General features: G+C 68.2%; 24 protein-coding genes. 10 read left to right on the plus strand and 14 right to left on the minus strand.

Annotated features, from left to right (window positions below; all coding sequences use genetic code 11):
* Positions 1-104 precede the first annotated feature (104 nt).
* From MJ605_RS09755 to MJ605_RS09785, 7 genes are all read left to right on the plus strand, one after another.
* Entirely contained in the window at positions 105-2057 is a 1953-nt protein-coding gene (locus tag MJ605_RS09755) for an FTR1 family protein (RefSeq protein ID WP_345779524.1), read from the plus strand.
* Positions 2058-2156: 99 nt separating this feature from the next.
* A complete protein-coding gene (locus MJ605_RS09760) occupies positions 2157-4223 on the plus strand; it encodes a S46 family peptidase (RefSeq protein WP_243041270.1) in 2067 nt (688 codons plus the stop codon).
* Positions 4224-4350: 127 nt separating this feature from the next.
* A complete protein-coding gene (locus tag MJ605_RS09765; RefSeq protein ID WP_243041271.1) occupies positions 4351-4896 on the plus strand; it encodes a ZrgA family zinc uptake protein in 546 nt (181 codons plus the stop codon).
* A complete protein-coding gene (locus tag MJ605_RS09770) occupies positions 4893-5603 on the plus strand; it encodes an ABC transporter ATP-binding protein (protein WP_243041273.1) in 711 nt (236 codons plus the stop codon). The genes MJ605_RS09765 and MJ605_RS09770 overlap by 4 nt, the downstream gene beginning before the upstream one ends.
* Before the next feature lie 2 nt (positions 5604-5605).
* Positions 5606-6865: an ABC transporter permease gene (locus MJ605_RS09775; RefSeq protein WP_243041274.1), complete on the plus strand. Its 1260-nt coding sequence runs from the start codon at positions 5606-5608 to the stop codon at positions 6863-6865.
* On the plus strand, positions 6862-7602 hold the full coding sequence (locus MJ605_RS09780; RefSeq protein WP_243041275.1) for a DUF3299 domain-containing protein: 741 nt from the start codon (positions 6862-6864) through the stop codon (positions 7600-7602). The genes MJ605_RS09775 and MJ605_RS09780 overlap by 4 nt, the downstream gene beginning before the upstream one ends.
* 28 nt (positions 7603-7630) lie before the next feature.
* Entirely contained in the window at positions 7631-8401 is a 771-nt protein-coding gene (locus MJ605_RS09785) for a hypothetical protein (RefSeq protein WP_243041277.1), read from the plus strand.
* Between the two features lie 34 nt (positions 8402-8435).
* Here MJ605_RS09785 and MJ605_RS09790 read toward each other — a convergent pair whose 3' ends face one another.
* From MJ605_RS09790 to MJ605_RS09855, 14 genes are all read right to left on the minus strand, one after another.
* On the minus strand, positions 8436-9044 hold the full coding sequence (locus tag MJ605_RS09790; protein WP_243041279.1) for a fimbrial protein: 609 nt from the start codon (positions 9042-9044) through the stop codon (positions 8436-8438).
* A 281-nt stretch (positions 9045-9325) separates the two neighbouring features.
* Complete coding sequence (locus tag MJ605_RS09795; protein ID WP_243041281.1) at positions 9326-9937, minus strand: fimbrial protein; 612 nt, start codon at positions 9935-9937, stop codon at positions 9326-9328.
* Between the two features lie 354 nt (positions 9938-10291).
* A complete protein-coding gene (locus MJ605_RS09800) occupies positions 10292-11626 on the minus strand; it encodes a hypothetical protein (RefSeq protein ID WP_243041283.1) in 1335 nt (444 codons plus the stop codon).
* A gap of 85 nt (positions 11627-11711) precedes the next feature.
* A complete protein-coding gene (locus MJ605_RS09805) occupies positions 11712-12233 on the minus strand; it encodes a molybdopterin-dependent oxidoreductase (protein ID WP_243041285.1) in 522 nt (173 codons plus the stop codon).
* Between the two features lie 239 nt (positions 12234-12472).
* Positions 12473-13249 carry a TOBE domain-containing protein gene (locus tag MJ605_RS09810; RefSeq protein WP_243041287.1) on the minus strand — a complete coding sequence of 259 codons (777 nt, stop codon included), beginning with the start codon at positions 13247-13249 and terminating at the stop codon, positions 12473-12475.
* Positions 13250-13369: 120 nt separating this feature from the next.
* On the minus strand, positions 13370-14014 hold the full coding sequence (locus tag MJ605_RS09815) for a nucleotidyltransferase family protein (RefSeq protein WP_243041289.1): 645 nt from the start codon (positions 14012-14014) through the stop codon (positions 13370-13372).
* On the minus strand, positions 14011-15051 hold the full coding sequence (locus MJ605_RS09820) for an XdhC family protein (protein ID WP_243041291.1): 1041 nt from the start codon (positions 15049-15051) through the stop codon (positions 14011-14013). Before MJ605_RS09820 ends, MJ605_RS09815 begins: the two co-directional genes overlap by 4 nt.
* Positions 15052-15062: 11 nt before the next feature.
* Positions 15063-16247, minus strand: coding sequence for a vWA domain-containing protein (locus MJ605_RS09825; RefSeq protein WP_243041293.1), 1185 nt, complete (start codon positions 16245-16247; stop codon positions 15063-15065).
* The gene (locus tag MJ605_RS09830; RefSeq protein WP_243041294.1) at positions 16241-17128 is read right to left on the minus strand and encodes an AAA family ATPase; all 888 of its coding nucleotides are present in this window, start codon (positions 17126-17128) and stop codon (positions 16241-16243) included. The genes MJ605_RS09825 and MJ605_RS09830 overlap by 7 nt, the downstream gene beginning before the upstream one ends.
* A 16-nt stretch (positions 17129-17144) precedes the next feature.
* Complete coding sequence (locus MJ605_RS09835) at positions 17145-17747, minus strand: SRPBCC family protein (protein ID WP_243041296.1); 603 nt, start codon at positions 17745-17747, stop codon at positions 17145-17147.
* 3 nt (positions 17748-17750) lie between these two features.
* Entirely contained in the window at positions 17751-20159 is a 2409-nt protein-coding gene (locus tag MJ605_RS09840) for an aerobic carbon-monoxide dehydrogenase large subunit (protein WP_243041297.1), read from the minus strand.
* Between the two features lie 19 nt (positions 20160-20178).
* Positions 20179-20721 carry a (2Fe-2S)-binding protein gene (locus tag MJ605_RS09845; RefSeq protein ID WP_243041299.1) on the minus strand — a complete coding sequence of 181 codons (543 nt, stop codon included), beginning with the start codon at positions 20719-20721 and terminating at the stop codon, positions 20179-20181.
* 14 nt (positions 20722-20735) lie between these two features.
* Positions 20736-21602, minus strand: a complete 867-nt coding sequence (locus MJ605_RS09850; protein ID WP_243041301.1) for an FAD binding domain-containing protein — start codon at positions 21600-21602, stop codon at positions 20736-20738.
* Between the two features lie 174 nt (positions 21603-21776).
* Positions 21777-22406, minus strand: coding sequence for an OmpW/AlkL family protein (locus MJ605_RS09855; RefSeq protein WP_243041303.1), 630 nt, complete (start codon positions 22404-22406; stop codon positions 21777-21779).
* 201 nt (positions 22407-22607) lie between these two features.
* On the opposite strand from MJ605_RS09855, the gene MJ605_RS09860 reads away from it, so the two are divergent.
* From MJ605_RS09860 to MJ605_RS09870, 3 genes are all read left to right on the plus strand, one after another.
* A complete protein-coding gene (locus MJ605_RS09860; protein WP_243041305.1) occupies positions 22608-23381 on the plus strand; it encodes a LytTR family DNA-binding domain-containing protein in 774 nt (257 codons plus the stop codon).
* Between the two features lie 119 nt (positions 23382-23500).
* On the plus strand, positions 23501-24157 hold the full coding sequence (locus MJ605_RS09865; RefSeq protein WP_345779525.1) for a (2Fe-2S)-binding protein: 657 nt from the start codon (positions 23501-23503) through the stop codon (positions 24155-24157).
* A complete protein-coding gene (locus MJ605_RS09870; RefSeq protein ID WP_243041307.1) occupies positions 24157-25155 on the plus strand; it encodes an FAD binding domain-containing protein in 999 nt (332 codons plus the stop codon). Before MJ605_RS09865 ends, MJ605_RS09870 begins: the two co-directional genes overlap by 1 nt.
* The last annotated feature ends 17 nt before the right edge of the window (positions 25156-25172 follow it).

A 25172-nucleotide genomic window follows, 5' to 3' on the forward strand; every position in this document is an offset into this window, starting at 1 on the left:
GGCGGGCCTGGCCACGCCGTGAATCGAATGGGCCCGGGCCAGCGCATCCTTTCCGACTCACGGGCCGCTGTGGCCAGGATCGGACGGGAGAGTACACTGGACAAATGAGAACGAATCGTATTTGTCAACTGCTGGCTCTCTTTGTCCTGCTGGCGCTGATGATCGGCATCCCGTGCACGTCGTTCGCCGATGCGGCGCCGCCGGCGACGACCGATCCCGCGGCGAGCGTGCCGCAGACCTGGCAGATGCTCGACTATCTCGCGGCGGACTACGCCGGCGCGGTGAAGCATGGCGAGGTGGTCAGTACCTCCGAATACGCCGAGATGCAGGAGTTCGCCCGCCATACGCGCGAGCGCGTGCTCGCCCTGCCGCCATCGGCCGCGACGCCCGTGCTGCGCCAGCAGGCGGACGTTCTCATCGCGCTGATCGACGCCAAAGCGGCGGAAGGCGACGTGGCCCGCCAGGCCCATCTGCTGGCGGACAGCCTGCTGCAGGCCTACCCGATACCTACCGCGCCGTCGCGCACGCCCGCCCTGGCGCGCGGGGCCGACGTCTATCAGGCGCAGTGCGCCGCCTGTCATGGCGCCAGCGGCCATGGCGATGGCCCGGCAGGGGTCGCGCTTTCGCCGCGTCCCATCGATTTCACCGACCCGTCGCGCGCCGACCAGCGCAGTGCGCTTTCGCTCTATGAAGTCATCACCCAGGGCGTGCCGGATACGGCCATGGCGAGCTATGCCGGCACGCTGTCGGCGGATGATCGCTGGTCGCTGGCCTATTACGTCGGCACCTTCGCCTATCCGCGGGCCGCGGCGCAGGGCGAGCAGGCCTGGCACCGCAGCGAGAAGGCCCGTGGCGCGATCACCTCGGCCAGCGAACTGGCGCGGGCACGTGTCGCCAGCCTGGCCGAGGCAATGGATACCGACCAGGCGCGCCTGGTCCTGGGCTACCTGCGTGCGCACCCGCAGGCCGTGCACGAGGCGCTTGCCGGCATCCCGCTGGCTCGGGCGCGGCTCGCCGGCAGCGTGGCCGCGTACCGCAAGGGCGCGACCGAGCAAGCCAGGCAACTGGCCCTCTCCGCCTACCTGGACGGCGTCGAGCCCGTCGAGGCCCAGCTCGACGCCCGCGACACCGCACTGCGCTCGCGTATCGAAACCGCCATGGGCGCGTACCGCACCGCCTTGTCGCAAGGCGGCGATGCCGACGCGGCGCAGGCCCAGGCGGACGGCGTCGATGGCCTGCTGGCCGAGGCGCAATCCCTGCTGGCCGAGACCGCCGCCGGTCCCATGACCACCTTCCTGGGAGCGCTGACGATCCTGGTGCGCGAAGGGTTGGAAGCCCTGCTGGTGGTGGTTGCCCTGCTCGCCTTCCTGCGCAAGGCCGAGCGGCACGATGCGACACGCTACGTCCATGCCGGCTGGGTGCTGGCGCTGGTGGCCGGCGCGGCGACCTGGGCGGTGGCGCGCTACGCCATCGCCATCAGCGGCGCCAGTCGTGAACTGACCGAAGGGCTTTCCTCGCTGTTCGCCGCCGCCGTACTGCTTGGCGTCGGCCTGTGGATGCACCAGAAAAGCATCGGCGGCCGCTGGCAGTCCTATCTCAAGGCCAGGATGGCCACCGCGCTGGACCGGCGCTCGGCCTGGTTCGTGTTCGGCCTGACCTTCATCTCGGTCTACCGCGAGGTGTTCGAGACCATCCTGTTCTACACGGCGCTGTGGAGCGAGGACCAGGGCCTGTGGATGCTGGCGGGACTGGTGGTGGGCGCGCTGGTCCTGGTGCTGGTCGCCTGGCTGCTGCTGCGCACCAGCCGCCGCCTGCCGCTGGGCCTGTTCTTCTCCCTCAGCTCGGTGGTGATCGCGGTGCTTGCCATCGTGCTCACCGGCAAGGGCGTGGCCGCGCTGCAGGAAGCCGGCTGGACCGGCGTCACGATCGCGCCCGTGCCTTCCATCGACCTGCTCGGCATCTACCCGACCTGGCAATCGCTGCTGGCCCAGCTGGCCGTGGCCCTGATGCTGGCCATTGGCTTCGCGGTCAATCGCTGGCGCGCCAGGGCGATCTGAACGGGCGCCCCTATTGTTATAAAGTAACAAAGTAAGTCAGGATAGGAAGCAGTTCATCCGGCCCGGCAATCGGGTCATCCAACAATGGGAACAAGCAGCATGAAGCGAATCTTGGGTGCCGCGCTGGGCGGCCTGCTGGTGGCGGGCGCGGGTGCGGCCATGGCGGACGAAGGCATGTGGACGCTCGATCACCTGCCGGTGGCGCAGATCCAGGCGCGCTACGGGTTCACCCCCAGCCAGCAGTGGATCGACCTGGTACAGCACGCGGCGGTGCGACTGGCGGAAGGCTGCTCCGGCTCCTTCGTCTCCGCCGACGGCCTGGTGATGACCAACCACCACTGCGCCAACAGCTGCCTGTCGCAGTTGTCCAAGACGGCCAACTACATGCAGGACGGCTACGCGGCCAGGCAGGAAGAGCCCAGGTGCCCCGAGGTGGAGCTCAACCAGCTGGAGAAGATCACCGACGTCACCGACCGCGTCAACGCGGCCACCCAGGGCAAGGATGGCGCGGACCGCGTCAAGGCCGAGCGAGCGATCAACAGCGCGCTGGAACAGGAATGCGTGGGCGGCGATGCCGGCACCTGGCGCTGCGACGTGGTCACGCTCTACCACGGCGGCCGCTACGCACTGTACAAGTACCGCCGCTACCAGGACGTGCGCCTGGTATTCGCCCCGGAGCAGAGCGTCGCGTTCTTCGGTGGCGATCCGGACAACTTCAATTTCCCGCGCTACGACCTGGACCTCACCTTCTTCCGCGCCTACGTGGACGGCAAGCCGGCCAGGACGCCGCAATACCTGAAGTTCGACCTCAAGGGCCCCAAGGCGGGCGAGTTGACCTTCGTCGTCGGCAACCCCGGTTCCACCCAGCGCGAGACGCCGTGGACTTCGCTCGCCTACATGCGCGACCACGTGCTCACCCCCAACTTCGGCTACCTGTCCGAGTCGCGCGGCCAGCTCTGGCAATACAGCCGGCTCGGCGACCAGCAGACCAAGGAGGCGCAGGACGCCCTGTTCGGCACCGACAATTCGCTGAAGGTCTACAAGGGCTGGCTGGAGACGCTCAGCGATGAGCGCTTCATCGCGAAAAAGCAGCAGGAGGATGCCACGCTGCGCGAATGGATCGCGGCCGACGCCAAGCGCCGCGCGACCTACGGCGACCCATGGGCCACGCTGGACAAGGCGCAGCAGCGCGGTGCCGAGCTGCGCGAGCGCTACACCATGATCGAGGCCGGCCGCGGCTTCGGCAGCGGGCTGTTCGGCTATGCGCGCATGCTGGTCCGCGCCGCCGCCGAGCGTGCCAAGCCCGACGCCGAGCGTCTGCCGAACTACCGCGAGGCCAACCTGCCCGCGCTTGAGCAGGAACTGGCCTCGACCGCGCCGGTCTATCCCGGCTACGAGGAAACCCGCCTGTCCTGGACCCTGGAGAAGCTGCGCCAGAGCCTGGGCGCGGACGATGACTTCGTGCACGCGGTGCTGGGCACGAAGTCGCCCGACCAGCTTTCCCACGCGCTGGTGAGCGGTACTCGGCTGGGCGATCCGGCGGTGCGCATGCAGTTGTGGAAGGCCGGTGCGCAGGGCATCGCCGCCTCCGACGACCCGATGATCGCGCTGGCCCGCCAGATCGATCCCGAGGCCCGCCGCCTGCGCAAGCTGTACGAGGAGGAAGTGGAAGCGCCCACCAAGAAGGCCAGCGAGGCGATCGCCCGTGCGCGCTTCGAGCGCGACGGCACCTCCAGCTATCCCGACGCCACCTTCACCCTGCGTCTTTCCTACGGCAAGGTGGTCGGCTGGAACGAACAGGGCAAGCCGGTGCCGCCCTTCACCGACCTCGCGGGAATGTACCGCCGGGCCACCGGGGCCGATCCGTTCAAGCTGCCCGACAACTGGCTCAACGCCAAGGCGTCGCTGGACCTGTCCACGCCGATGAACTTCGTCACCGACAACGACATCATCGGCGGCAATTCGGGCAGCCCGGTGATCGACCGCGAGGGACACGCGGTGGGCCTGATCTTCGACGGCAACATCCACTCGCTGGGCGGCGACTTCACCTTCGACGGCAGCGTGAACCGCGCCGTGGCGGTGGATACCGCCGCCATCGTCGAGGCCGTGCGCAAGGTCTACAAGCTGCCCCAGCTCGCCGACGAGCTGGCCAACGGCCACCGATAAGCCCGGCCATGCGCGCGGACACCGTGAGGGTCCGCGCGCATCCGCCATCCACGGTCGTCCAAAAAACTTGCCACGGCATGGTCATGGAATGTTATAACGTTTCACACTCATCCATCGACCGATCTCCATGCGACGTATCCTGCCGGCCATCATCCCGTTTGCCCTGTCGACGCTGGTCCTGTCTCCCGGCCTGATGGCCCAGACCCTGCGCCAGTCCGCGCCACACGTGCATGGCATCACCCATGTCACCATCGCCCTGGAAAACCAGGACCTGCAAGTCGAGCTGGAAGCTCCCGGCATCAACGTGGTGGGCTTCGAGCACCCGCCCGGCGATGCCCAGCAGCAAGCCCAACTGAAGGCCGCGCTCGCGCTGCTCGGCAAGCCGCAGGACTGGATGCAGCCCGCCGATGCCGCGCAATGCCGGCTCGCCGATGCCCAGGTGACGCCGCATGGCTACGACACCACGCAGACCGAAGGCGGGCATGAGCATGCCGACGTCGATGCGCGTTACGACTATCGCTGCGCGGCACCGGATGCGCTGGCGCATATCGACATCCATCTGGCCGAGCGCTTTCCCGCCACGCACCAGTTGGTCGTGGACCTGGTGCTCCCCCAGCGCGAGGATCGCCAGGTGCTGGAGGCAGGCAGCTACCGGGTAAGGCTCGCCCCGTGAACCTGCTCGATCGTCCGCCGCTGCTGGTGTGCCGCGACCTGCGCTTCGCCTGGAACGGCCTCCGTGACGTCATCGCGCTGCCGCGGCTGGAAGTGCGGCGCGACGAACGGGTGTTCATCCACGGCCCCAGCGGCAGCGGCAAGAGCACCTTGCTGAGCCTGATCACCGGGATGATCACCCCGCGCATAGGCAACATCACCCTGCTGGGCAAGCCGCTGTCCCATCTCCCCGCCACGCGCCGCGACCGTCTGCGCGCCGACCACATCGGCTACATCTTCCAGCAGTTCAACCTGCTGCCCTACCTCGACGTCGTGGACAATGTGCTGCTGAGCTGCGCCTTCTCGCGCCGCCGCCATGCCAACGCCAGCCTGGCGGGCTCCTGCCGCGACGAGGCCGAACGCCTGCTGGATGCCCTGGGCCTCGACGGCGCCGCCCTGCAACGGCAGCGTGCCACCGAGCTGAGCGTCGGCCAGCAACAGCGCGTGGCGGCGGCACGGGCGCTCATCGGTCATCCCGAGCTGATCGTCGCCGACGAACCCACCTCGGCCCTGGACACGGACGCCCGCGACGCCTTTCTGGACCTGCTGCTGGCCGAGTGCGCGCGACATCACAGCGGCCTGCTCTTCGTCAGCCACGACCTGGGCCTGGCCAAACACTTCGACCGCATGGTCCGGCTCGACGCCATGCCCCAGACGGCGGCCGCCTGACCATGCGGCTGTTGGTACTGGCCTTCAAGAGCATGCGGCAACGGCGCTACGCCGTCGCGCTCACCGTGCTGACCATCGCGCTGAGCGTGCTGTTGCTGCTTGGCGTGGATCGCCTGCGCCGCCAGGCGCACAGCAGTTTCGCCAGCACCGTGTCGGGCACCGACCTCATCGTCGGCGCCCGCTCGGGCCCGGTGAACCTGTTGCTCTACGCGATATTCCACGTGGGCGACGCCACCAGCAATGTCTCGTGGCAGAGCTACCAGGAGATCGCCGCCCTGCCCGAGGTGGCATGGACAGTGCCGATCTCGCTGGGCGATTCCCACCGTGGCTTCCGCGTCATGGGGACCACGACCGCCTTCTTCGACCGCTATCGCTATGGCGCAGGCAACCGGCTGGGCTTTGCCGAAGGCGCTCCGTTCGGCGACCTGTACGACGCGGTGATTGGCGCCCAGGTAGCCCGGCGACTTCACTATCGGCTCGGCCAGTCGATCGTGATCGCCCACGGCTTCGGCGGCATGCGCCAGATGCTGCACGCGGACAAGCCGTTCCGCGTGGTGGGCATCCTGGCGCCTACCGGCACGCCGGTGGACGGCACCGTGATGGTGAGCCTCGCTGGCATCGAGGCCATCCACGTCGACTGGCGCTCGGGCATGCGCCTGCCCGGCATGCAGATCTCCGCCGCGCAGGCGCGCACGATGAACCTGACGCCGACCAGCATCACCGCCTTCATGGTCGGCCTGAAGTCGCGGCTGGCCACCTTCGCGGTGCAGCGCGCGGTGAACGACTACACGGCCGAGCCGCTGCTGGCGATCCTGCCGGGCGTGGCGCTGGACCAGCTGTGGAACCTGGTGGGCGCCGCCGAGAACACCCTGCGGGCCGTCAGCGCGATGGTCGTACTGGTGGGCCTGTGCGGCATGCTCACCGCCCTGCTGACCATGCTGGACGAACGCCGTCGGGAAATGGCCATCCTGCGCGCGGTGGGCGCGCCCGCGCACGCCGTGTTCCTGCTGTTGCTCTCCGAATCCGCCCTGCTGGCCATCGCCGGCATCGTGCTGGGCGTGGCGCTGCTGTATGCCATGCTCGCCGTGGTGCGTGGCGTGGTGCAGGAACGGTTGGGCATCATGCTGACGCTGTCGCCGCCGGCACCGGGCGAATGGCTGCTGATGGGCGCGGTGCTCGTCATGGCCCTGCTCGCCGGCTGCCTGCCGGCCTGGATCGCGTACCGCCGTTCGCTGGCCGACGGCCTGCGGATGCGCCTATGACGCGCCGCCTGTTCCTGCCTGGCCTTGCCGCCCTCGGCCTGCTGGTGGCCGGCTGCCACCACCCCGCCACCGGCACGGCCGATGCCCCGGCGCCGGCGGGCACCAGCGCCTCGGCCGTGCTGGCGCATGCGGAAGCCGAAGCCGCCGCCGGCCGGGCGCGCCGCGCCAAGGCCATGGCCGCCGGCATGCTCGCCGCGCGAGGCCTGGCCGCCGAGGAAGCCAAGCCCGCCAGCACGGACGACGGCCTGCCGCCCGGCACCCTCGGCGACGCGGACGAAAACGGCTACGCCGAACTCGAATGGACGCGCATGATGCCCAAGGAGGACGCCAAGCTGCTGGAACAGGCGCCGCCCGTCGTGCACATCGGCACGCAACGCGGCAAGCAGTTCGGCACGCTGCATACCATCGCCGCGCTGGATGGCCGCAAGGTCCGCCTGCCGGGCTACGTCGTGCCGCTGGGCTCGGACGATGCCGGGCACATGAACGAGTTCTTCTTCGTGCCCTTCTATGGCGCCTGCATCCATGTGCCGCCCCCGCCGCCCAACATGATGGTTCATGTCACGCTGGCGCGCGGCGTGGAGGCGCCGCAGCTATGGGACGCCTTCTGGCTCGAGGGCGTGCTGCGGATCGAGACCACTCGCAACAGCATGGCCGAGTCGGCCTATGCGATGCACGATGGCACGCTGCAGCCGTACAGCGACGACAACACGCAAAACCTGCGCAATGCCTTCGAATGAATCCCATGGCCGCGTGCGGCGATGGGTCATGGCCATCCTCACCGTGACGATCATGGGCCTGCTGCCGCTGGCTCGGATCGGCGACACCGGCGAGCCCCGTTCGCGGTCGATGCCTGCCTCCGGCCCGCCCTCAGCCGCTCCGCCAGGCATGGCGGTCCGAATGGATGGTGGCACGGAGGCGCAGGCCACGGTGCTGGCGGGGCTGCTGCGGTCCCGCGACGATTTCGCGCGCGACGTACTGTTCCTGCTGGCCAGCGGCCTGCGCGACCGCTGCGATCCATCCCATGCCCACGAGCTGGCCCGCATGGCGGTTCTCGCGCGGCTTCCGGTATTGGAGGGCATGACCGATGCCCTGTCCGGGCAACCCGAACTGCGCCCGGTGCTATACGCCATGATCCGGCGACTGGTGGCGACGGCTCCTTGTGGCCGCCGGCTCGACATCGATGCCGGCGGCTACGCCTTGCGGCTGGACCCCGAACCTTACGCCCTGCATTTTCCCGACAGCTATTTCGATCCCGGCCTGGACGTGGCGCCGCCCGACATCGCGGGACGCGACCTGCGGGAGCGCCTGGGCGATCCATGCACCCCCGTGGCCTACGGCGTGCTGCCGCTCGGCGACCAGCGCGCCTGGGTATGCACCAACCTGCGCGCCAACCTGCGCAAGCGGGCGCTGGCCACCTGCGAGGCTTCGCTGCGCGGCAAGCCCGGCCTCATGGCCCCTCCATCGCCCGAGGTTTCCGCGACGCTGGCCGAGGCCATCCATCGCGACCTGTCCCGGATGCCGGCCATGTGCCAGTAGCCCGTGGGCCGAGCCGCCGGAGGCCTCGGCCGTTTCAGTTGTATTGGAGGGAGAAGGCCAGGTAGGTCAGAACCTGCCCAGGCGTGATCGAACCCGTACCCGGATTGTAGTAACGGGCCACATAGTCCAGCGAGGCGGTGTTGCCGGCGATGGTGGCGACCGGCTGGTTGTTGCCGGCGATCACGTTGCCGCTGGCGCCGTCGATGGACGCATTGACGGCCAGGTTGATCCGGTTGTCATTGGCCGGATTGACCAGTTCCACTTCCACGCCGCTGGCGAAGCCGCTGCCTCCCTGGATGTTGCTCAGGGTGCCGGACGGCGTGATGCTGTTGGGCACGGTGGGCTCGATCCACAGGGAGACCATCTTGCCGTTGGCGCAGTTGGCGCCGCTCAGCACCAGCGAAAACGGGGTATCGCCGGCGTGGCTCTGGTTCTGTATCGCCGCCAGGCTGACTCCGGGCAACTTGATGGTGATGCTGCCTGCATTGCCCGTGGCCGCGCCGCCACCCGTGATATTGCAGGTGCTGTCGATGACGTTGCCGCTGATCACCATGGTGCCGTCGTAGGCCGGCACGCGCCCGGGATACAACATGGCCATGCCTGTCGCCGCCACCAGGGCGGCGAGGAAAAGTGCGTTCTTCATAAGGTCTCCTTGGCGTTGTGGCACGCCGGCCATTGGATTCATCAGCGCGCCCATCTTCGCCACGGCGACAAGCGGGTACATCAGACGACTCTCAAATAGCGGGAGACCTTCGGGCAGAACGTGTGGCAGCGCAGGCGGCGGCGTGCGGCACGAACGTCGCGCCACGCTTGGCCCGCGAGGAAAAGGACAGGAGCGCCATCGGCGATGGGCCATGCCCCTGCGCCGATTCAACGCACCGGCGAATGCCTGGCCTCCGCCGGTCGGAGGCCAGGCGTGGCCTGTCAGTTGTATTGCAAGGTGAAGGCGATGTGGGCCTGGACGCGACCGGGCGTTATGGCGCCCGCCGGGCCCGGGTTGTAGTAGCGGACGATATAGTTCAGCGAGGCGGTGTGGTTGCTGATGGTGGCGACCGGTTGGTTGTTGGCGCCAAGCGTGTCGCCGCTGCCGTCGTCGAGCGGCGCGTCCACGGCCAGGTTGACCCGGTTGCCGTTGGCTGCATTGAGCAGTTCGATTTCCACGCCCTCGGCCATGTCGCTGCTGTAGGTCGCGTTGCGCAAGGTGCCCTGCGGCGTGATGGCGGGGCTGATGGTGCGGTCGATCCACAAGGAAACCAGCTTGCCATTGGTGCAGTTGGCGCCGCTCACGATCAAGGAAAACGGGGTTTCGCCGCCACCGGTATATACCGGCAGGCCGGCGGCGCTGACCGCCGGCAAGGTCACGGAGAAATTGTGGTCGTCGCCCGTGGCGGCGCCTCCGCCCGCAAGGTCGCAAGTGGCGTCGTCGAGCTGTCCGTAGAACGTGAGAATGCCTTCGAGGGCCTGCACATGGCCGGGAAACAGCGCAGCGAGACCCAAAGCCGCCACCAGCACGGTGGAGACGCTTGTCCTTTTCATGGAATTTCCTTGGCGTTGGGGATGGCAAGGAAGTGCGTGGCCAAGCGGCCGGTAGCTGGATCGGCCATGCATCCCGGTGGTCGCATGCGACGCACTTCCCGCTAATGAGGATTCATTAGCCGTGCCTATCTTCACTATGGCCGTCGGCGGAAGTATCAGACGAATCTGAAAATGGAGGGCGCGCGAAGGCGGAGCGCGCCCTGGCAAGCCATGGCGGGCCCATGGCGGCCCTGCTCCGGCGGCGGAAACCCGGGCCGCCGTTGCGATATGTGCCTTGTTCCCGCGTTGATTGGTCGCATCCCTGCGACAAGATCACCTTCCGTCCTTGCCTGCCCGCGCGGCCCAGGCAAGCGGCTAGAACACGTAGGAGATCATCAGGCGGTTATAGGTGAACGAGGCGTTGTTGGGGTTGAGGTTGCCGGCGCCGCCGACGGAACGCTCCCAGCGGTCGCGCAGGGTCAGGCCCTTCAGCAGGGAATCCAGGTGGTAGATGACGTCGAAGTACACATCATGGCTGGTACCCCGGTAATCGGTGGTGTACTTGGCATATGAAGCCACCAGCTGCAGCTTCTTGTCGAAGAAGTTGTAGAGCGCCTTGGCCTTCCAGGCATGGCCGGGGCCCGTCTCGACCAGGCCGCGGATCATCGAGGTGGTGAACAGCGGGTCGGTGCCGTAGTTCATGGTGTAGGGCGAGATCAGCGCGCCGCCGCCGACGGCGCCGTTCTCCTGGTCCAGCTTGTTGTAGGCAAAATCGATGCGGCCATCGAACACGCTGGTGCCGATGTCCGCGCCCCACACCTGGCTGCGTACCCGGTCGCCGGCCACGCCCAGCAGCTTGGCCTGCGTATCGACCAGGACATTGCCGTCGCCGCCACCGTTCTGGGTGAGGTACTGGAACGCGATCGAGGGGTTGAAGGGCGTGTCGGTCTGGAAGGTGTAGCTGCCATTGAGGTAGCCGGTACGGGCGAAGCCGAGGAAGTTGTAGTACCAGGCCTCGGCCTTGAGCGCGCCGCCGTTGTAGGTGGTGCCCAGCGCCCAGGTGCCATTGGCCTTGGATGCGTCCGCCGGCAGCGAGCCGTTGTTGCCGTACATCGAATCGCCGTCGAAGGTCGATGGGTAGTAGAGGTTGTCCTTGTACATGCCGGTGGAGGTGCGGCTTTTCCACTCGAACTCGCGGATGCCGATGATGTTCCATTCGGCGTTGGGCGAATAGGCGACGGTGATGGCGTTGTACGAGGATGGGATCACGCGTGAATCGTTGTTGCCCATCCATGGCGTATCCAGGAACTGGTAGCCGCCGCGGACCAGGAAGCCATCGCGCTTGAACTGCAGGTAGGCCTGGGTCACGCCCGCGATTTCGTTGTCGGGGCCCGCCAGGGAGGTGTCGACTCTCGCCACCGGGTCGTCATGCGTATTCAGCGACGAGGCGACGAAGAACGAGGCGCCCACGCTGAAGCCGCCGGCGAAGGCGCCCGTCTGCCCGTTGAGCAGGGCAGCCAGGGAGAATGCATGCGCGTCCGGCGTCTGGTTGGTGTTGTACAGGCGGCTGAAGTCGTAGGCGCGCAGCTGGCCGTCGACATGCCCCTTGGTGAAGATGTCATCGAAGCCGCTATCGTCGTCGGCATGCGCCTGCAGGCAGCAGGTGGCAAGTACGGAAGCGCACGCCGTGGCAAGGAGTTTCTTTGGCATGAAGCGGGTCTCCTGGACATAGTCGAACGTGGAAGGACGCGCGGCGATGGCGGCCATGGCGCCGCCCCCTGCACCACGCGGGAAATCAGGGCGCTATCGCGCCGTCGATCACATCGATGCTGACTACGTTGCGTACCCAGCGCGCAGGCCGCTCGTCGCCCGCCACGACCAGCCTGAACGGGCCGTCGGCCGCCAGGGGCTTGCCGTCGCGCTGGCTGGCGAGGATCACCTTGGCGTGCCCCAGGGTCGCGTCGAGCTCGCCCAGGCTGAACACGACCTGGTAATGGTCGGTGGCGGTAACCCGCACGAAACGGGCGAGGTTGTGCCCGCGCAAGGGTTTGTCCAGCGGTGCGCCGGCGCGGCGCAGCAACTCGTCCAGCGCCACGCCCTGCCACTGGCTCTGCGCCTCCTCGTGGGCGGCGGCGGTGATCGTGGCCTGCGGCATGGCGGCGAGCGCGGCACGATCAAAGCTGACCGGCGGCTGGCCGGCCACCGCGACACGGACCGACGCGACCGGCTCGGCCGCCTGGGCTACCGCAGCCAGCAGGCATCCGAGGAGAAAAAGCCACCCACGGGCATGGTTCCTGCGCATGGCATTCGTCAGCATGAAACGCATCCTTTTCCCTGGGACAGGTGCGGGTTGGCGAACAAGGCAGTTTCCGCAGGCGTTATATAACGCGATACATATCGACGTCCAGACACTGGCAATGGCACGGGCCGCCTCCCAGCGAATCAGGCCATGCTGGCCAGGAAACAATCCGGCCGGAAATGACATTTGTGCATGTGCACATGACTCGTGGCGTGGATTGGCCGTCTATTTGGGATGCCTGTGATGGGGCTACCTGCTCAGCCGGTGGTGCCGAGAATGATGCTGGATGCCTTGACGATGGCCAGGACCGCAATGCCTTCCTTCAGGCCCAGCGCATCGACGCTGTCGTTGGTGATGATGGCAACCAGCACGCTGCCGCCCTTGAGGGCCACCTTGACCTCGGCATTGACCGCGCCGGAAGTGACTCCGGTCACGGTGCCGGCGAGCTGGTTGCGGGCCGAGAGGCGCAGGCCATCGTCGGGCAACCCGATCAGCACCGAGGATGCCTTGATCAGCGCCACGGCCTCTCCGCCCGGCGCCAGGCCGAGGCCGTGCGTGCTCTCGCTGGTGATGGCGGCCACGAGGCGGTCGCCGCCGGGTATCTCCAGTTCCACCAGGTCGTTGACCACGCCCTTGCGGATGCCGACGACCTTGCCGGCGAACTGGTTGCGTGCACTGGTCCTTATCATCAGCCGCCTCACGAGTGCGATGTTGTCGAGGGAAGCCCCGTCGAGCGCGCCCAGGCGCTCCACGAAGCGTTGGTGCTCCTGCTCCAGCGCGCGGAACGTCATGACCAGTTGCTCCCCACGCGCCGTCAACCGCGTGCCGCCGCCGTGCCTGCCGCCGGTGGCCCGGTGCACCAGCGGCTCGTCGGCGAGGTTGTTCATGGCCTCGACGGCGTCCCAGGCGCCCTTGTAGCTCATGCCAACGGCACGCGCCGCGGCGGTGATCGAGCCGGTCTCGCCGATCCTGGCGAGCAGCTCGATACGATCCTTGCCGCCCAGCGCGTGGCCACCCGCATGAAGCCAGAGCATTCCCTTCAGTTCCAACATGGAGCGCCCTCCCCGCCTGGCACGCCAGCCTGCCGGCAGTGAGTCTAGCGGCTTCGGCGGCACCGGACAGCGATGGCCTGCGCGAGCCGGCCGCCGGCATGCCTACGATGCCTGCGCCATCGCCGCCGCATCGGCCAGGCGTCGCCGGATGCGGGCGTAGTCGTCTGGCGTGTCTATGTCCGTGGTGCAGCGGTCATGGCCAACCTCGAAGCACACCACGTCCTGCGGGTGATCCTCGATCAGGTGGCGGCAACCCGGATTCACCTGCCCGCTCAGCACCTCCGGCACGCGGCTGGCCGCGAAAACCACCGGATTGCCGCGCCGACCCTGGTGATGCGGCACCAGGATGGCATCGCGTGGCAGGCCCGCGAAGGCTTCGGCCAGCGCGCGGTAGTCCCCGCCTTCGAGCAGCACCATGTCGGCCAGGCAAACCATCACCGCCAGGCAAGGACGCTGCAGCGCGGCCAGCCCCGCGACCACCGAGCCCATCTGCCCGGCGGCATGGCGCGGGTTGTGGCGGAACGCCAATGGCAGGTCGGCCAGCGCCGCCATCACTTCGCGGCCGCGATGCCCGGTGACGACGATGACCTCTTCCGGCCCGGCCTCGAGCAAGGCGGTGGCGGTCAGGCGCACGGCGGGCATCGCTCCGCCGTCGCGCGGCAGCGGCAGCAGCTGCTTGAAGGCGCCCTCCATGCGCGAGGCGCTACCAGCGGCGAGCAGCACCGCTGAAAACGACACCGTGCTCATGCGCCGGCCTTCGGCGTTTCGGTGAGCCGCATGCGCGCGCCGATGGCCAGGTACTTGCCTGGGTGCCGCTCGAATTCCTCGCGGCAGCCGGTGCAGCAGAAGTAGTGGGTCTGCCCCTCCATGGTCAGGCTGCTGAGGGCGGTGGACGGGTCGACCTGGGCGCCGCAGACGGGATTCACGTAGCCCGTCGCGATCTGGACGGGCGGGCCAGCCTTCCCCGGCTCGGCCCGGGTCTCCTCACCGGCGCCGCCGGCCGTCGACTCGCGGCGGCCGTGGCGCAGGGCCACCAGCCCGGTGACGGCGGCCAGGGCGATCTCGCCCGGCGTGGTCGCCCCTATATCCGGCCCCGCCGGCGCGTGCATGTCGGCCAGGCGCTCCTCGGCGATGCCGCGCAGGCGCATCGCCGCCCGCAGGCGCTCGGCCTTGCGCCGGCTCGCCACTACCAGTACGCCCCGCGCGGGCGATTGCAGGGCATCCTCCAGTGCCGCCTCGTCGCCATCCCCCTGCGTGGCCACCAGCGCGTAGGATTCCGGCGCCGGCAAGGCGGAAACATGCGCCGCATCGCCTGGCAGGCCGAAGGTGGCGGCGAACTCGCCCGTGGCCGCCACGGCCGAATCCAGCAGCGCCTCGAAGCCCACCTCACGCGCGAACCAGGCCGCCGCGCGCGCCGCCGGCGTATTGCCGTACACGCGCAGGCGTGGCGTCACCGCCGCCGGCTGGATGAACAGCTCCACGTCGCCATTGCTCGCGCACTGCATGGGCTGCACGTCCACGTCGTCCATCGGATCGCCGCTGTTGCTCAGCCGCAGCCGCTGCGCCTGGCCGGTGGCAATGACGCGTAACGCGGTGGCCTTGACCACGCTCTGCACGCAGCCGCCACCCACCCAGCCATGCAGGCTGCCATCGGCTTCCACGACGGCCTGGGCGCCCAGGTAGGCCGAGCTCGGTGGCTTCACGGCGATCACCGTGACCCAGGCATGCGGCCGCGCCTGCCGCATCAGTTCGCGCGCGAGATCGAGCAGTTCGGGAGTGCTCACGGCAGCCTCCTTCATCGTAGTGCCCGGAGCAAGGGCTCCAGCACGCGTTCCACGCTGGCCAGGTCATGGGCCGGCGCATGCAGGTCGAGGTATGGCATGGCGGCGGCGATGCCGCGGGCAAGCGGCCGGTAGTCGTCGCGGCCCGCCAGCGGATTCAGCCATAGGATCCGCCGGACGCGCCGGCGCAGGCTCCGCAGCGTGACGGCCAGCAGTTCGGTATCGCCGGTGTCGTAGCCGTCGCTGACCACGATGAGCCCGGTGCGGCGGTGGAGCAGCGCGGCGTGTCCGCGCTCGAACTGATGCAGGCACTCGCCGATGCGCGTACCGCCGGCCCAGCCCGCCGAGAGCAATTGCAGCCGTTCCTGCGCACGCCGCGGATCAGGGTCGCGCAAGGCATCGCCCACCAGGCTCAGGTGGGTATGCCAGAGGAAGACATGGGTATCCCAGTGCGCGCCCTGCAGCGCACGTGCCAGCCGCAGGAAGAAGAAGCTGTAGAGGTTCATCGAGCGGCTCACGTCCAGCAGCAACACCAGCCTCGGCCGTTGACGCCGCGATGTGCGGAAGGCCAGTTCGAGCGGCTCGCCGCCATGGGCCACGCTATGCCGCGCAGTGGCGCGCAGGTCGATGCGGCGCCCTTCGCCGGATCGCTCGCGTCGCAGCGACAGCCAGCGCAGGCGTTGTGCGAGGCGGCGCATCAGGGCATCCATGGCGCGCAGGCTGTCCGGCTCGTGCAGGTGGCTGAAATCGGCGCGTTCCAGCGATGGCCGGCTGCTGGCCCCACGCTGCGCCGCGCCGCCCTCGGCATCGGCATCGGCATCGGCATCGTCGTTGGCGGCGGCCTGCGCCTGGCCTTCGCTGCGATCCGACGGGCCGCCCGCCGACGGCTTTCCCTTGGACAGCGCGCCCGCGCCGACACCCTGGCTCGCCACCAGCCGCTGCCGGTTGGGCGGCTGGAACCAGGCATCGAACAATTCGTCGAAATGCTCGCGGTCGCCGGCGCGGTGGCACAGCAGCGCCCGGGCCGACCAGCGCAACAGGCTGGGCTCCAGCAGGTCGATGCGGGACGCCGCGCCCAGCAGCAGCACCGCGTCGTCCAGCCCGACGCCGAACCCGTTGGCGCGCAGGAACGAGACGAAGCCCGTCAGGCGCACGGTGAGCGCGTGCCCGGCCGCCGCGGTAGCCTTCGCCTTCAGCATGCAGCCACCAGCCGTTGCACGGTCTCGACGCCGACCCCGGCACGGTCGGCGCGGGTCTTGAGCAGGGCCGACAGGCTGTCGAGCAGAACGTCCGGGCTAGCCTGGTCGAGCCGCTGCACCTCCAGGCGCAACAGCGCCGCCGCCCAGTCCAGCGTCTCGGCAATGCCGGGCCGGCGCTGCAGGCCCAGCTGGCGCAGCGATTGCACGAACTCCACCAGTTGCCGGGCCAGCGCGGCCGGCGCCTCGGGCATGCGCGTCTCCACGATCAGCAGTTCTTTCTCGAACGCGGGGTATTCGACGTAGTGGTACAGGCAGCGCCGGCGCAAGGCATCGGACAGCTCGCGCGTGCCGTTGCTGGTCAGCACCACCCAGGGGCGCGAACGCGCGACGATGGTGCCCAGCTCGGGAATGGACAGCTGGAAGTCCGAGAGCAGTTCTAGCAGGTAGGCCTCGAAGGCCTCGTCGGCGCGGTCGATCTCGTCGATCAGCAGCACCACCGGCTGTTCGCGCGTGATCGATTCCAGCAGCGGGCGCTTGAGCAGGTAGCGCTCGGAGAAGATGTCCTGCTCCTTGGCTGCGGCGGAGCGCTCGTCACGCTCCAGCAGGCGGATGGCCAGCAGCTGGCGCTGGTAGTTCCACTCGTACATCGCCGCGGATGCATCCAGACCCTCGTAGCACTGCAGGCGCACGCAATCGGTGCCGTGCAGGCGGGCCAGCACCTTGGCCACCTCGGTCTTGCCCACCCCGGCCTCGCCCTCCAGCAGCAACGGACGGCGCAGTTCGTTCATCAGCAGCAGGAGCGCCACCATCGGCCGCTCGGCGACATAGCCCAGCCGCAACAGCCGTTCCTGCAGGTCGATGACGTCGCGCATGCGGTCCATGGCCAGCCTCGCCGGATCACGCCGAGCCGCGGCGGCCGAACAGGTGGCGGAACCAGTCGCGCACCACCGCCCAGAACAAGGCGAACGCATTCAGCTCGCGACCCTTGGCCGGCGGTGGCGCAGGTTTTTCGCCAGCCTCCTGCGCGGGCGCGGCGGGGGCTTGCCTGGCCACCTCCGCCGCGAAGTTCCTGGCGAACTGCTGCAGGATCTGCTCGGTGACGCTGCCCATCATGCGTCCGCCAAAGGTGGCGGCCTTGCCGCTGACGGAGACGTCGCTCTTGCCCACCAGCTGGCAACTGGCGGGCGAGTCGCCGGATTGCACGCTGGCCAGCAGGTCCATCGAGGCGCCCGAGGTGCCGGTGGCGTCGGCACCCTTGCCCACCAGGTGCAGGGTGCGCGTGGCCGCGTCGATCCCGGCCACTTCGATATCGCCCTTGAACACCAGGCTGGCCGGGCCGAGCTTGACCGAGACCGTGCCCTTGTAATGGCTGTCGTCCACCCGCTCGGTGATCGTCGCGCCCGGCATGCAGCCGGCCACGTCCTCGACGTTCTGCAGCAAGGCCCAGGCCGCCTCGCTGCTGCCTGGCATGGGAAAGGTCTTTTCCACCGAGAATTTCATGGGTCACCGCCGGTCCAGTCCAAGTGCGTGCGATTGCCGCCAGATGCGATAGGCGTTGTGCGGCATGTCCATATGGGTGACGCCCAGGTGCGCGAAGGCGTCCGTCACCGCCGAGGAGAAACAGGGGATCGAGCCCACGTGCGGCGACTCGGCCACGCCCTTGGCACCGATGGGATGGTGCGGGCTGGGCGTCACCGTGTAGTCGGTCTCCCATACCGGGGTTTCCACCGCGGTGGGCACGAAGTAGTCGAGCAAGGTGCCGCCCAGCACGTTGCCCTGCTCGTCGTAGGGCAACTGCTGGCCCATCGCCACGGCGAAGCCCTCGGTAAGGCCGCCGTGGATCTGGCCCTCGATAATCATCGGGTTGATGCGCGTGCCGCAGTCGTCCAGCGCATAGAAGCGCCGCACCTTCGTCTCGCCGGTGTAGCGGTTGATGTCGAGCACGCACAGGTAGGCGCCGAACGGGAAAGTGAAGTTCGGCGGGTCGTAGTAGTCCACCGCCTCCAGCCCCATCTCCAGGCCGGACGGCACGTTGTTGTAGGCCGCCCAGGCGATCTCCTTCATGGTCTTGGCCTGCCCCGGCGCGCCCTTGACCACGAAGCGGTCGAGGTCGAACTCCAGGTCGTCCGGGCTCACTTCCAGCAGGTGCGCGGCGATCAGGCGCGCCTTCTCGCGGATCTTGCGCGCGCAGCGCGCGGTCGCCGCGCCGCCGACCGGGGTAGAGCGCGAGCCATAGGTACCCAGGCCGTACGGCGCGGTGGCCGTATCGCCCTCCTCCACCTGGATCACCGAGGCGGGAATGCCGGCCTCGCTCGCGATGATCTGCGCGTAGGTGGTCTGGTGGCCCTGGCCCTGCGTGATGGTGCCCATGCGGGCGATCGCCGAACCGTCCGGATGCACGCGGATCTCGCAGGAATCGAACATACCCACGCCGAGGATGTCGCACATCTTCGACGGCCCGGCGCCCACGATCTCGGTGAAGGTGGTCACGCCGATGCCCATCAGCCACTCCGCCCCGGGGTCGGCGCGCCGCGCGGCCTGCTCGGCGCGCAGCCCGGCGTAGTCCACTGCGTCCATCACCTTGCGCAGCGCCGTCTCGTAGTTGCCCGAGTCGTATTCCAGTCCGAGCGGGGTCTGGTACGGGAACTGTTCCTTGCGGATGAAATTGCGCAGGCGGATCTCGGCCTTGTCCATGCCCAGCTTCTGGGCCAGCACGTCGATCATCCGCTCGATCAGGTACACCGCCTCGGTGACGCGGAACGAGCAGCGATAGGCCACGCCGCCGGGAAACTTGTTGGTATACACGCCATCGACCGAGACAAAGGCATTCGGTATCGCATACGAGCCGGTGCAGACATGGAACATGCCTGCCGGCCACTTGCTCGGGTCGGCGCAGGCGTCGAAGGCGCCGTGGTCGGCGACCACTTTCACGCGCAGCGCCTTGATCACGCCATCCCTGGTGGCAGCCAGCTCGCCGGTCATCCAGTAGTCGCGGGCGAAGGCGGTGGTGGTGAGGTTCTCGCTGCGCGACTCGATCCACTTCACCGGGCGGCCCAGCACGATCGATGAGGCGATCGCGCAGACATAGCCCGGATACACGCCCACCTTGTTGCCGAAGCCGCCGCCGATGTCCGGCGAGATGATGCGGATCTTCGATTCGGGCACGCTCGACAGCAGCCCCACCACGGTACGCACCACATGCGGCGCCTGCGAGGTGATGTAGACGGTGAGGTCGCCCTTGACCTTGTCGAACGAGGCCACGCAGCCGCAGGTTTCCAGCGGGCACGGATGCACGCGCGGGTACAGCATGTCCTGCGTGACAGTGACCTCGGCCTGCTCGAAGGCGCGAGCGGTCTTGTCCTTGTCGCCCACTTCCCAGGTGAAGATGTGGTTGTGGTGGCGGCGCGCGCCATGGGCGCCGTCGGTCTTGCCGGCCAGGTCCTCGCGCACCACCGGGGCATCGGGCTCCAGCGCCTTCCTCGGGTCGACGACCGCCGGCAGTTCCTCGTATTCCACCTCGACCAGGTCCGCGCCGTCGGCCGCGATGTAGCGGTTCTCGGCGATCACGAAGGCCACTTCCTGGTTCTGGAAGGAGACCCTGCCATCGGCCAGCACGGCCTGCACGTCGCCGGCCAGGGTCGGCATCCAGTGCAGCTTGAAGGGCTTCAGTTCCTCCGCCGTGATCACCGCGATCACGCCGGGCAAGGCCAGCGCGCGGCTGGCGTCGATCTTCCTGATGCGCGCGCTCGCATAGGGGCTGCGCACCATCGCGCCGAAGCACATGCCGGGCATCTTCACGTCGTCGACGTAAGTCCCCCGCCCCTGGATGAAGCGCGGATCCTCGCGGCGCTTGCGCGCGCAGCCGATGCCTTCGAGCTGGGTGAGGCGTTCCAGGTTCGGTTCGAGACCCATGGTGCGTGTCCTCGTCGGCTCAGGCCGTGACTGGCTCGCTTGGCTTGCCGGCTTCTTCCAGCAGGGGATGCGAGGTTTCCACCGCCTCGCCGCGCAGCTTGCGGGCGGCGTACTGCACCGCCTTGACGATGTTCTGGTAGCCGGTGCAACGGCACAGGTTGCCCGCCATCCAGTAGCGGACCTCCTCGTCGGTCGGGCTGGGGTTTTCCTTGAGCAGCCGGTAGGCGCGGGTGATCATGCCCGGCGTGCAGAAGCCGCACTGCAAGGCGTGTTCCTGCATGAAGCCTTCCTGCAAGGCATGCAGCTCGCCGCCCTGGGCCATGCCCTCGATGGTGATGATCTCGGCGCCTTCCGCCTGCACCGTCAGCACTGTGCAGGACTTCACCGACTTGCCGTTGAAGTCCACCGTGCACGCGCCGCAATGCGAGGTGTCGCAGCCGATATGCGGCCCGGTATGCACGCATTGCTCGCGCAGGGCATGGATCAACAGCTCGCGCGGTTCGACCATCACATCGGTCTCGACGCCATTGAGCCTGAAACTCACCACGGTCTTCTTGGCCATCGCCGTCTCCGCTGTCAGTGGACCCGCGACGCGGCGGTGCGCAGTGCCCGCCGCGTCATCTCGCCGGCCATGGCGGTCTTGTATTCGACGTTGCCGCGCAAGTCCTCGGCCGGCTGGCAGATCGCCATGGCCAGCCGCGCTGCCTCGCCGATCGCTGCCTCGTCAAGGCGCTTGCCGCGCAGATGGCCCTCGGCATCGCGCGCCTTCAGCGCTGTGTCGGCGACATTGGTGAGCGCGATGGATACGTCCTCCACCTGCCCGCCCTTCATGCGCAGCAGCACCGCCGTCGCCGCGGTGGCGAAGTCGCCGGTCTTGCGCTTGAGCTTGGCGTAGCACCAGCCGCTGCCTTCGGCTGGAATGGGGATGCGTATCTCGGTAAGGATCTCGTCCGGCGCCAGCGCGGTGGTGTAGGTGCCGAGGAAAAAGCCGTCCACCGCCTTGACCGTGCGCTCGCCCTGCGGCCCGCGCAGCACGAAGGTCGCATCCAGGCAGATCATCAGCGCCGGATGATCGTTGCCGGGATCGCCATGCGAGATGTCGCCGCCGATGGTACCCATGTAGCGCACCTGCGGATCGGAGATCAGCCGCGCGGCCTCCACCAACAGCGGGCAATGCTGTTGCAACAGTTCGGACCACACCAGCTCGTTCTCGGTGGTCATCGCGCCGATGCGGATCACCTGCCCGTCGATACCGATGCCGCGCAGCGCGTCGATCCTGCCCAGGTCGATCAGGTGCGCCGGCTCGGCGAAACGCAGCTTCATCATGGGCAGCAGGCTGTGCCCGCCGGCCAGCAGCTTGGCTTCGGCACCCAGGTCTCCGAGCAGCTTCACCGCATCGTTCAGCGAGGTCGGTGCGTGGTATTCGAACGGCCGCGGAATCATGGACGCCTGCCTCCTGGATCGTTGCCTGGCCCGGGTCGCCACAAGCCATGCCGGTAGGAAGCGTCAGCCCTGCCGCGCAGGCAACGGCGGTTTCGCGAACGCACGCCATCCGTGCGCCGACGACCAGGGATGGCTCGCCAGCGCAAGCCGTGATGCGATGCAGCAGGCGAAAGCTCAGAAGCGGTAACCGACGTAGACGCCATACACCAGCGGATCGACGTTGACGGTGCCCAGGCGCGAGCCGTTGAGCTTGACGCGCGTATCGAGGTCGACCCAGCGCAGGTCGACGCCGGCCAGCCATCGATCGTTGATGCGGTAGTCCACGCCGGCATGCGCGGCCACGCCCCAGGAACTGCCCAGGGACAGGTGCGTGCCGGCCAGCGCGCCGGTCTCGCCGATGTTGAAGAAGCGCGTGTAATTGACGCCGACGCCGACATACGGCGACAGCTTTTGTTCCACCAGGAAGTGATACTGCAGCGAGATCACCGGCGGCAGTTCCTTGGCGGTGGCGGCCCGCGTGCCGTTGAGCCGGATGTCGTGCTTGAACGGCCAGGCGGCCAGCGCCTCGATGCCGAGGTTGGGCGTGAGCAGGTATTCGATGGTGCCGGTGGGGCGCACCGAATTGCCCACGTCCACCGCGAACGCGCTGTCCGCCAGGCTGCCGTTGTTGGATTTCGGATCGACGTTGTGCACGCCGACCTTCACCACCCAGCGATAGGCGTCGGGCGGACTGTCCTGCGCCGCGGCGAGCGGGCAGCACGACGCGAGCAATGATGCGACGCACAAGTAACGTGGAAAGATCATGAGTAAGATCTCCCTGGCACGAAGCCGGCGTTTCCCAGGCGAATGCCTGGAAGCCATGGACGGCGATGCGGGCGGAACCCTGCGCGCAAGTGTCCTTGAGATTCAATGCCGTCTTCGTCAATGGAGTCCTTGAAGCGCGATTGGAAGAAATCCATGCGTCAACGGAAGCCGGCGCGTGGTTCGTCAACCCAGGCGGACTCAATGGACAACGAAACCCTCCAGCATCGCTTGCAGCGCCTCGACCTCGGCATGGTCTGGGTGGACAGGCAGAACCGCGTGATCGGCTTCAACGACGTCGCCTGGCAACTGCTGGCCCCGGCCGGCGAGCAGACCCTGGGCGTATCGCGCGAGGAGCTGATCGGTATCGACCTGCTTCGTCTGCACCCCGCCAAGAGCCGCGAGAAGATCGCCCTGCTGCTGGGCGGCGGCGAGCCTTCCGGCGTGGACCGCTGTCCCGTGCGCTCGCCGCCGCCGGTGACCATGATGATCAACATCCCCGACCGCGTGCTGCTGCTGAAGGTGTCGAAGATGTTCAACGCCGAGGGCGTGGTGGGAGCCTGCATGGTCTATTACGACCTCACCGAGATCACCACCACCCCGCACGACGACGACACGCCATCGCCCCTGCCGCGCCCACCGCGCCGGCTGAACAAGATCCCGGTCTATCGCGCCAACCGGCTGGTGCTGATCGAGGTGGACGATACGCTGCGCCTGGAATCGAACGACCACTACACCTGGATCGTCACCGCCACCGACCGCTATCTCAGCAACCTGTCGCTGAGCGACCTTGAGGAACGGCTCGACCCGGCCCGCTTCTTCCGCTGTCATCGCAGCCACATCGTCAACCTCCATCATGTGCATGAGATAGAGCGCGACGGCGAGCTGATGTATATCGTGTACGACCGGCCGGAACTGGCCCGGGTGCCGGTCAGCCGCTCGCATGCGCGCGAACTGCGGGAAATGGTGGGACTGTAGGCGACCGCCCCGTGCCACATGCAGTGCACGGGGCAATCACACATTGCTTATCGATGCCGTGACATCCTCCGGCCTTGCCGCGATGCCATGCGAAACAGCCAGCTCCGGGAGAGCCAGCCATGTCCGACAAGCGCTCCGTAGAACATCCCACGCCCGCCCAGGACCAACCCTTGCGGCCGGGCCGACGCAGTTTCCTGCAGATCGTCGGCGTCACCGGCGCGGCCTCGGGCCTGGGGCTGCCGCTCGGGGTACAGGCCGCGGCGGCGGTGGCGGCCGTCCAGACGGCCAACGGCAAGCCGGATGACCGTATCACGGTGACGCTGAAAGTGAACGGCCAGCCGCAGACCCTGCGGGTCGATCCCCGCACCACGCTGCTGGACGCGCTGCGCGAGCACCTGTACCTCACCGGCACCAAGAAAGGCTGCGACCATGGCCAGTGCGGCGCCTGCACCGTGCACGTCAACGGCCGCCGCGTGAATTCGTGCCTGAGCCTGCTGGCCATGCACGAGGGCGACGAAGTGACCACGCTCGAAGGCTTGGGCCAGCCGGGACACCTGCACCCGATGCAGCAGGCCTTCGTGGACCATGACGGCTACCAGTGCGGCTATTGCACCTCGGGCCAGATCATGTCCGCGGTCGCCATGCTGAAGGAGCCCTGGGGCCCCGCCGACGCCGACATCAAGGAAGCCATGAGCGGCAATATCTGCCGCTGTGGCGCCTATCCCAACATTCTTGCCGCCATCAAGCAGGTGCGCGGCGCCAAGGGAGATGCGTGATGCAGCCGTTCGCCTTCGCCCGCGCCACCGACGCCGATGCGGCCATCCAATGGGCCGCCGGGGCCAGCACCGCCCAGCAGGGTGCGGAAGTCCGCTTCGTAGCGGGCGGCACCACCCTGATCGACCTGATGAAGCTGGACGTGGAACGGCCGCACCAGGTGGTGGACATTAACCACCTGCCGCTGGCCGAAGTGGAATCCACGCCCGAGGGCGGTCTGAAGATCGGCGCGCTGGTGCGCAACGCCGACCTGGCCCACCACCCCGCCGTGCAGCGCGACTATGCCGTGCTCTCGCAGGCCCTGCTGGCGGGCGCCTCCGGGCAGCTGCGCAACATGGCCACCACCGGCGGCAACCTGCTGCAGCGCACGCGCTGCGTGTACTTCCGCGACACCGGCATGCCGTGCAACAAGCGCGAGCCCGGCAGCGGCTGCGCGGCCATCGAGGGCTACAACCGCAACCTCGCCATCCTCGGCACCAGCCAGCATTGCATCGCCACCAACCCGTCGGACATGAACGTGGCGTTGACCGCGCTGGAGGCCACCGTGGTCATCCGCGGCGCCCATGGCGAACGTCGGGTGCCGATCGGCGAATTCTTCCTGCTGCCCGGCGACACGCCGCATCAGGAAACGGTGATGATGCCGGGCGACCTTATCACCCACGTGATCCTGCCGCCGCCACGCCAGGGCGCGCGTTCGCACTATCTCAAGCTGCGCGACCGCGCCTCCTACGAGTTCGCCCTGGCCTCGGCCGCGGTGGTGCTCGCGGTGGAAGGCGGCAAGGTGGCGCATGCCCGGGTGGCGCTCGGCGGCGTGGGCACCCGCCCGTGGCGCTCGCCGGAAGCGGAGCGCGTATTGCAAGGCCGGCCCGCCACGCCGGCCACCTTCGCCATCGCCGCCAAGGCGGCCCTGCACGACGCGCGGCCGCAAAGCCAGAACGGCTTCAAGATCGACTTGGCCCAGCGCTGCCTGGCCCATGCACTGGCCACCGCCGCCGCCTGAACGCAAGCCTTGCGAGG

Origin of the sequence: Dyella sedimenti, from assembly GCF_022760995.1 — a bacterium.
Lineage (GTDB): Bacteria > Pseudomonadota > Gammaproteobacteria > Xanthomonadales > Rhodanobacteraceae > Dyella > Dyella sedimenti.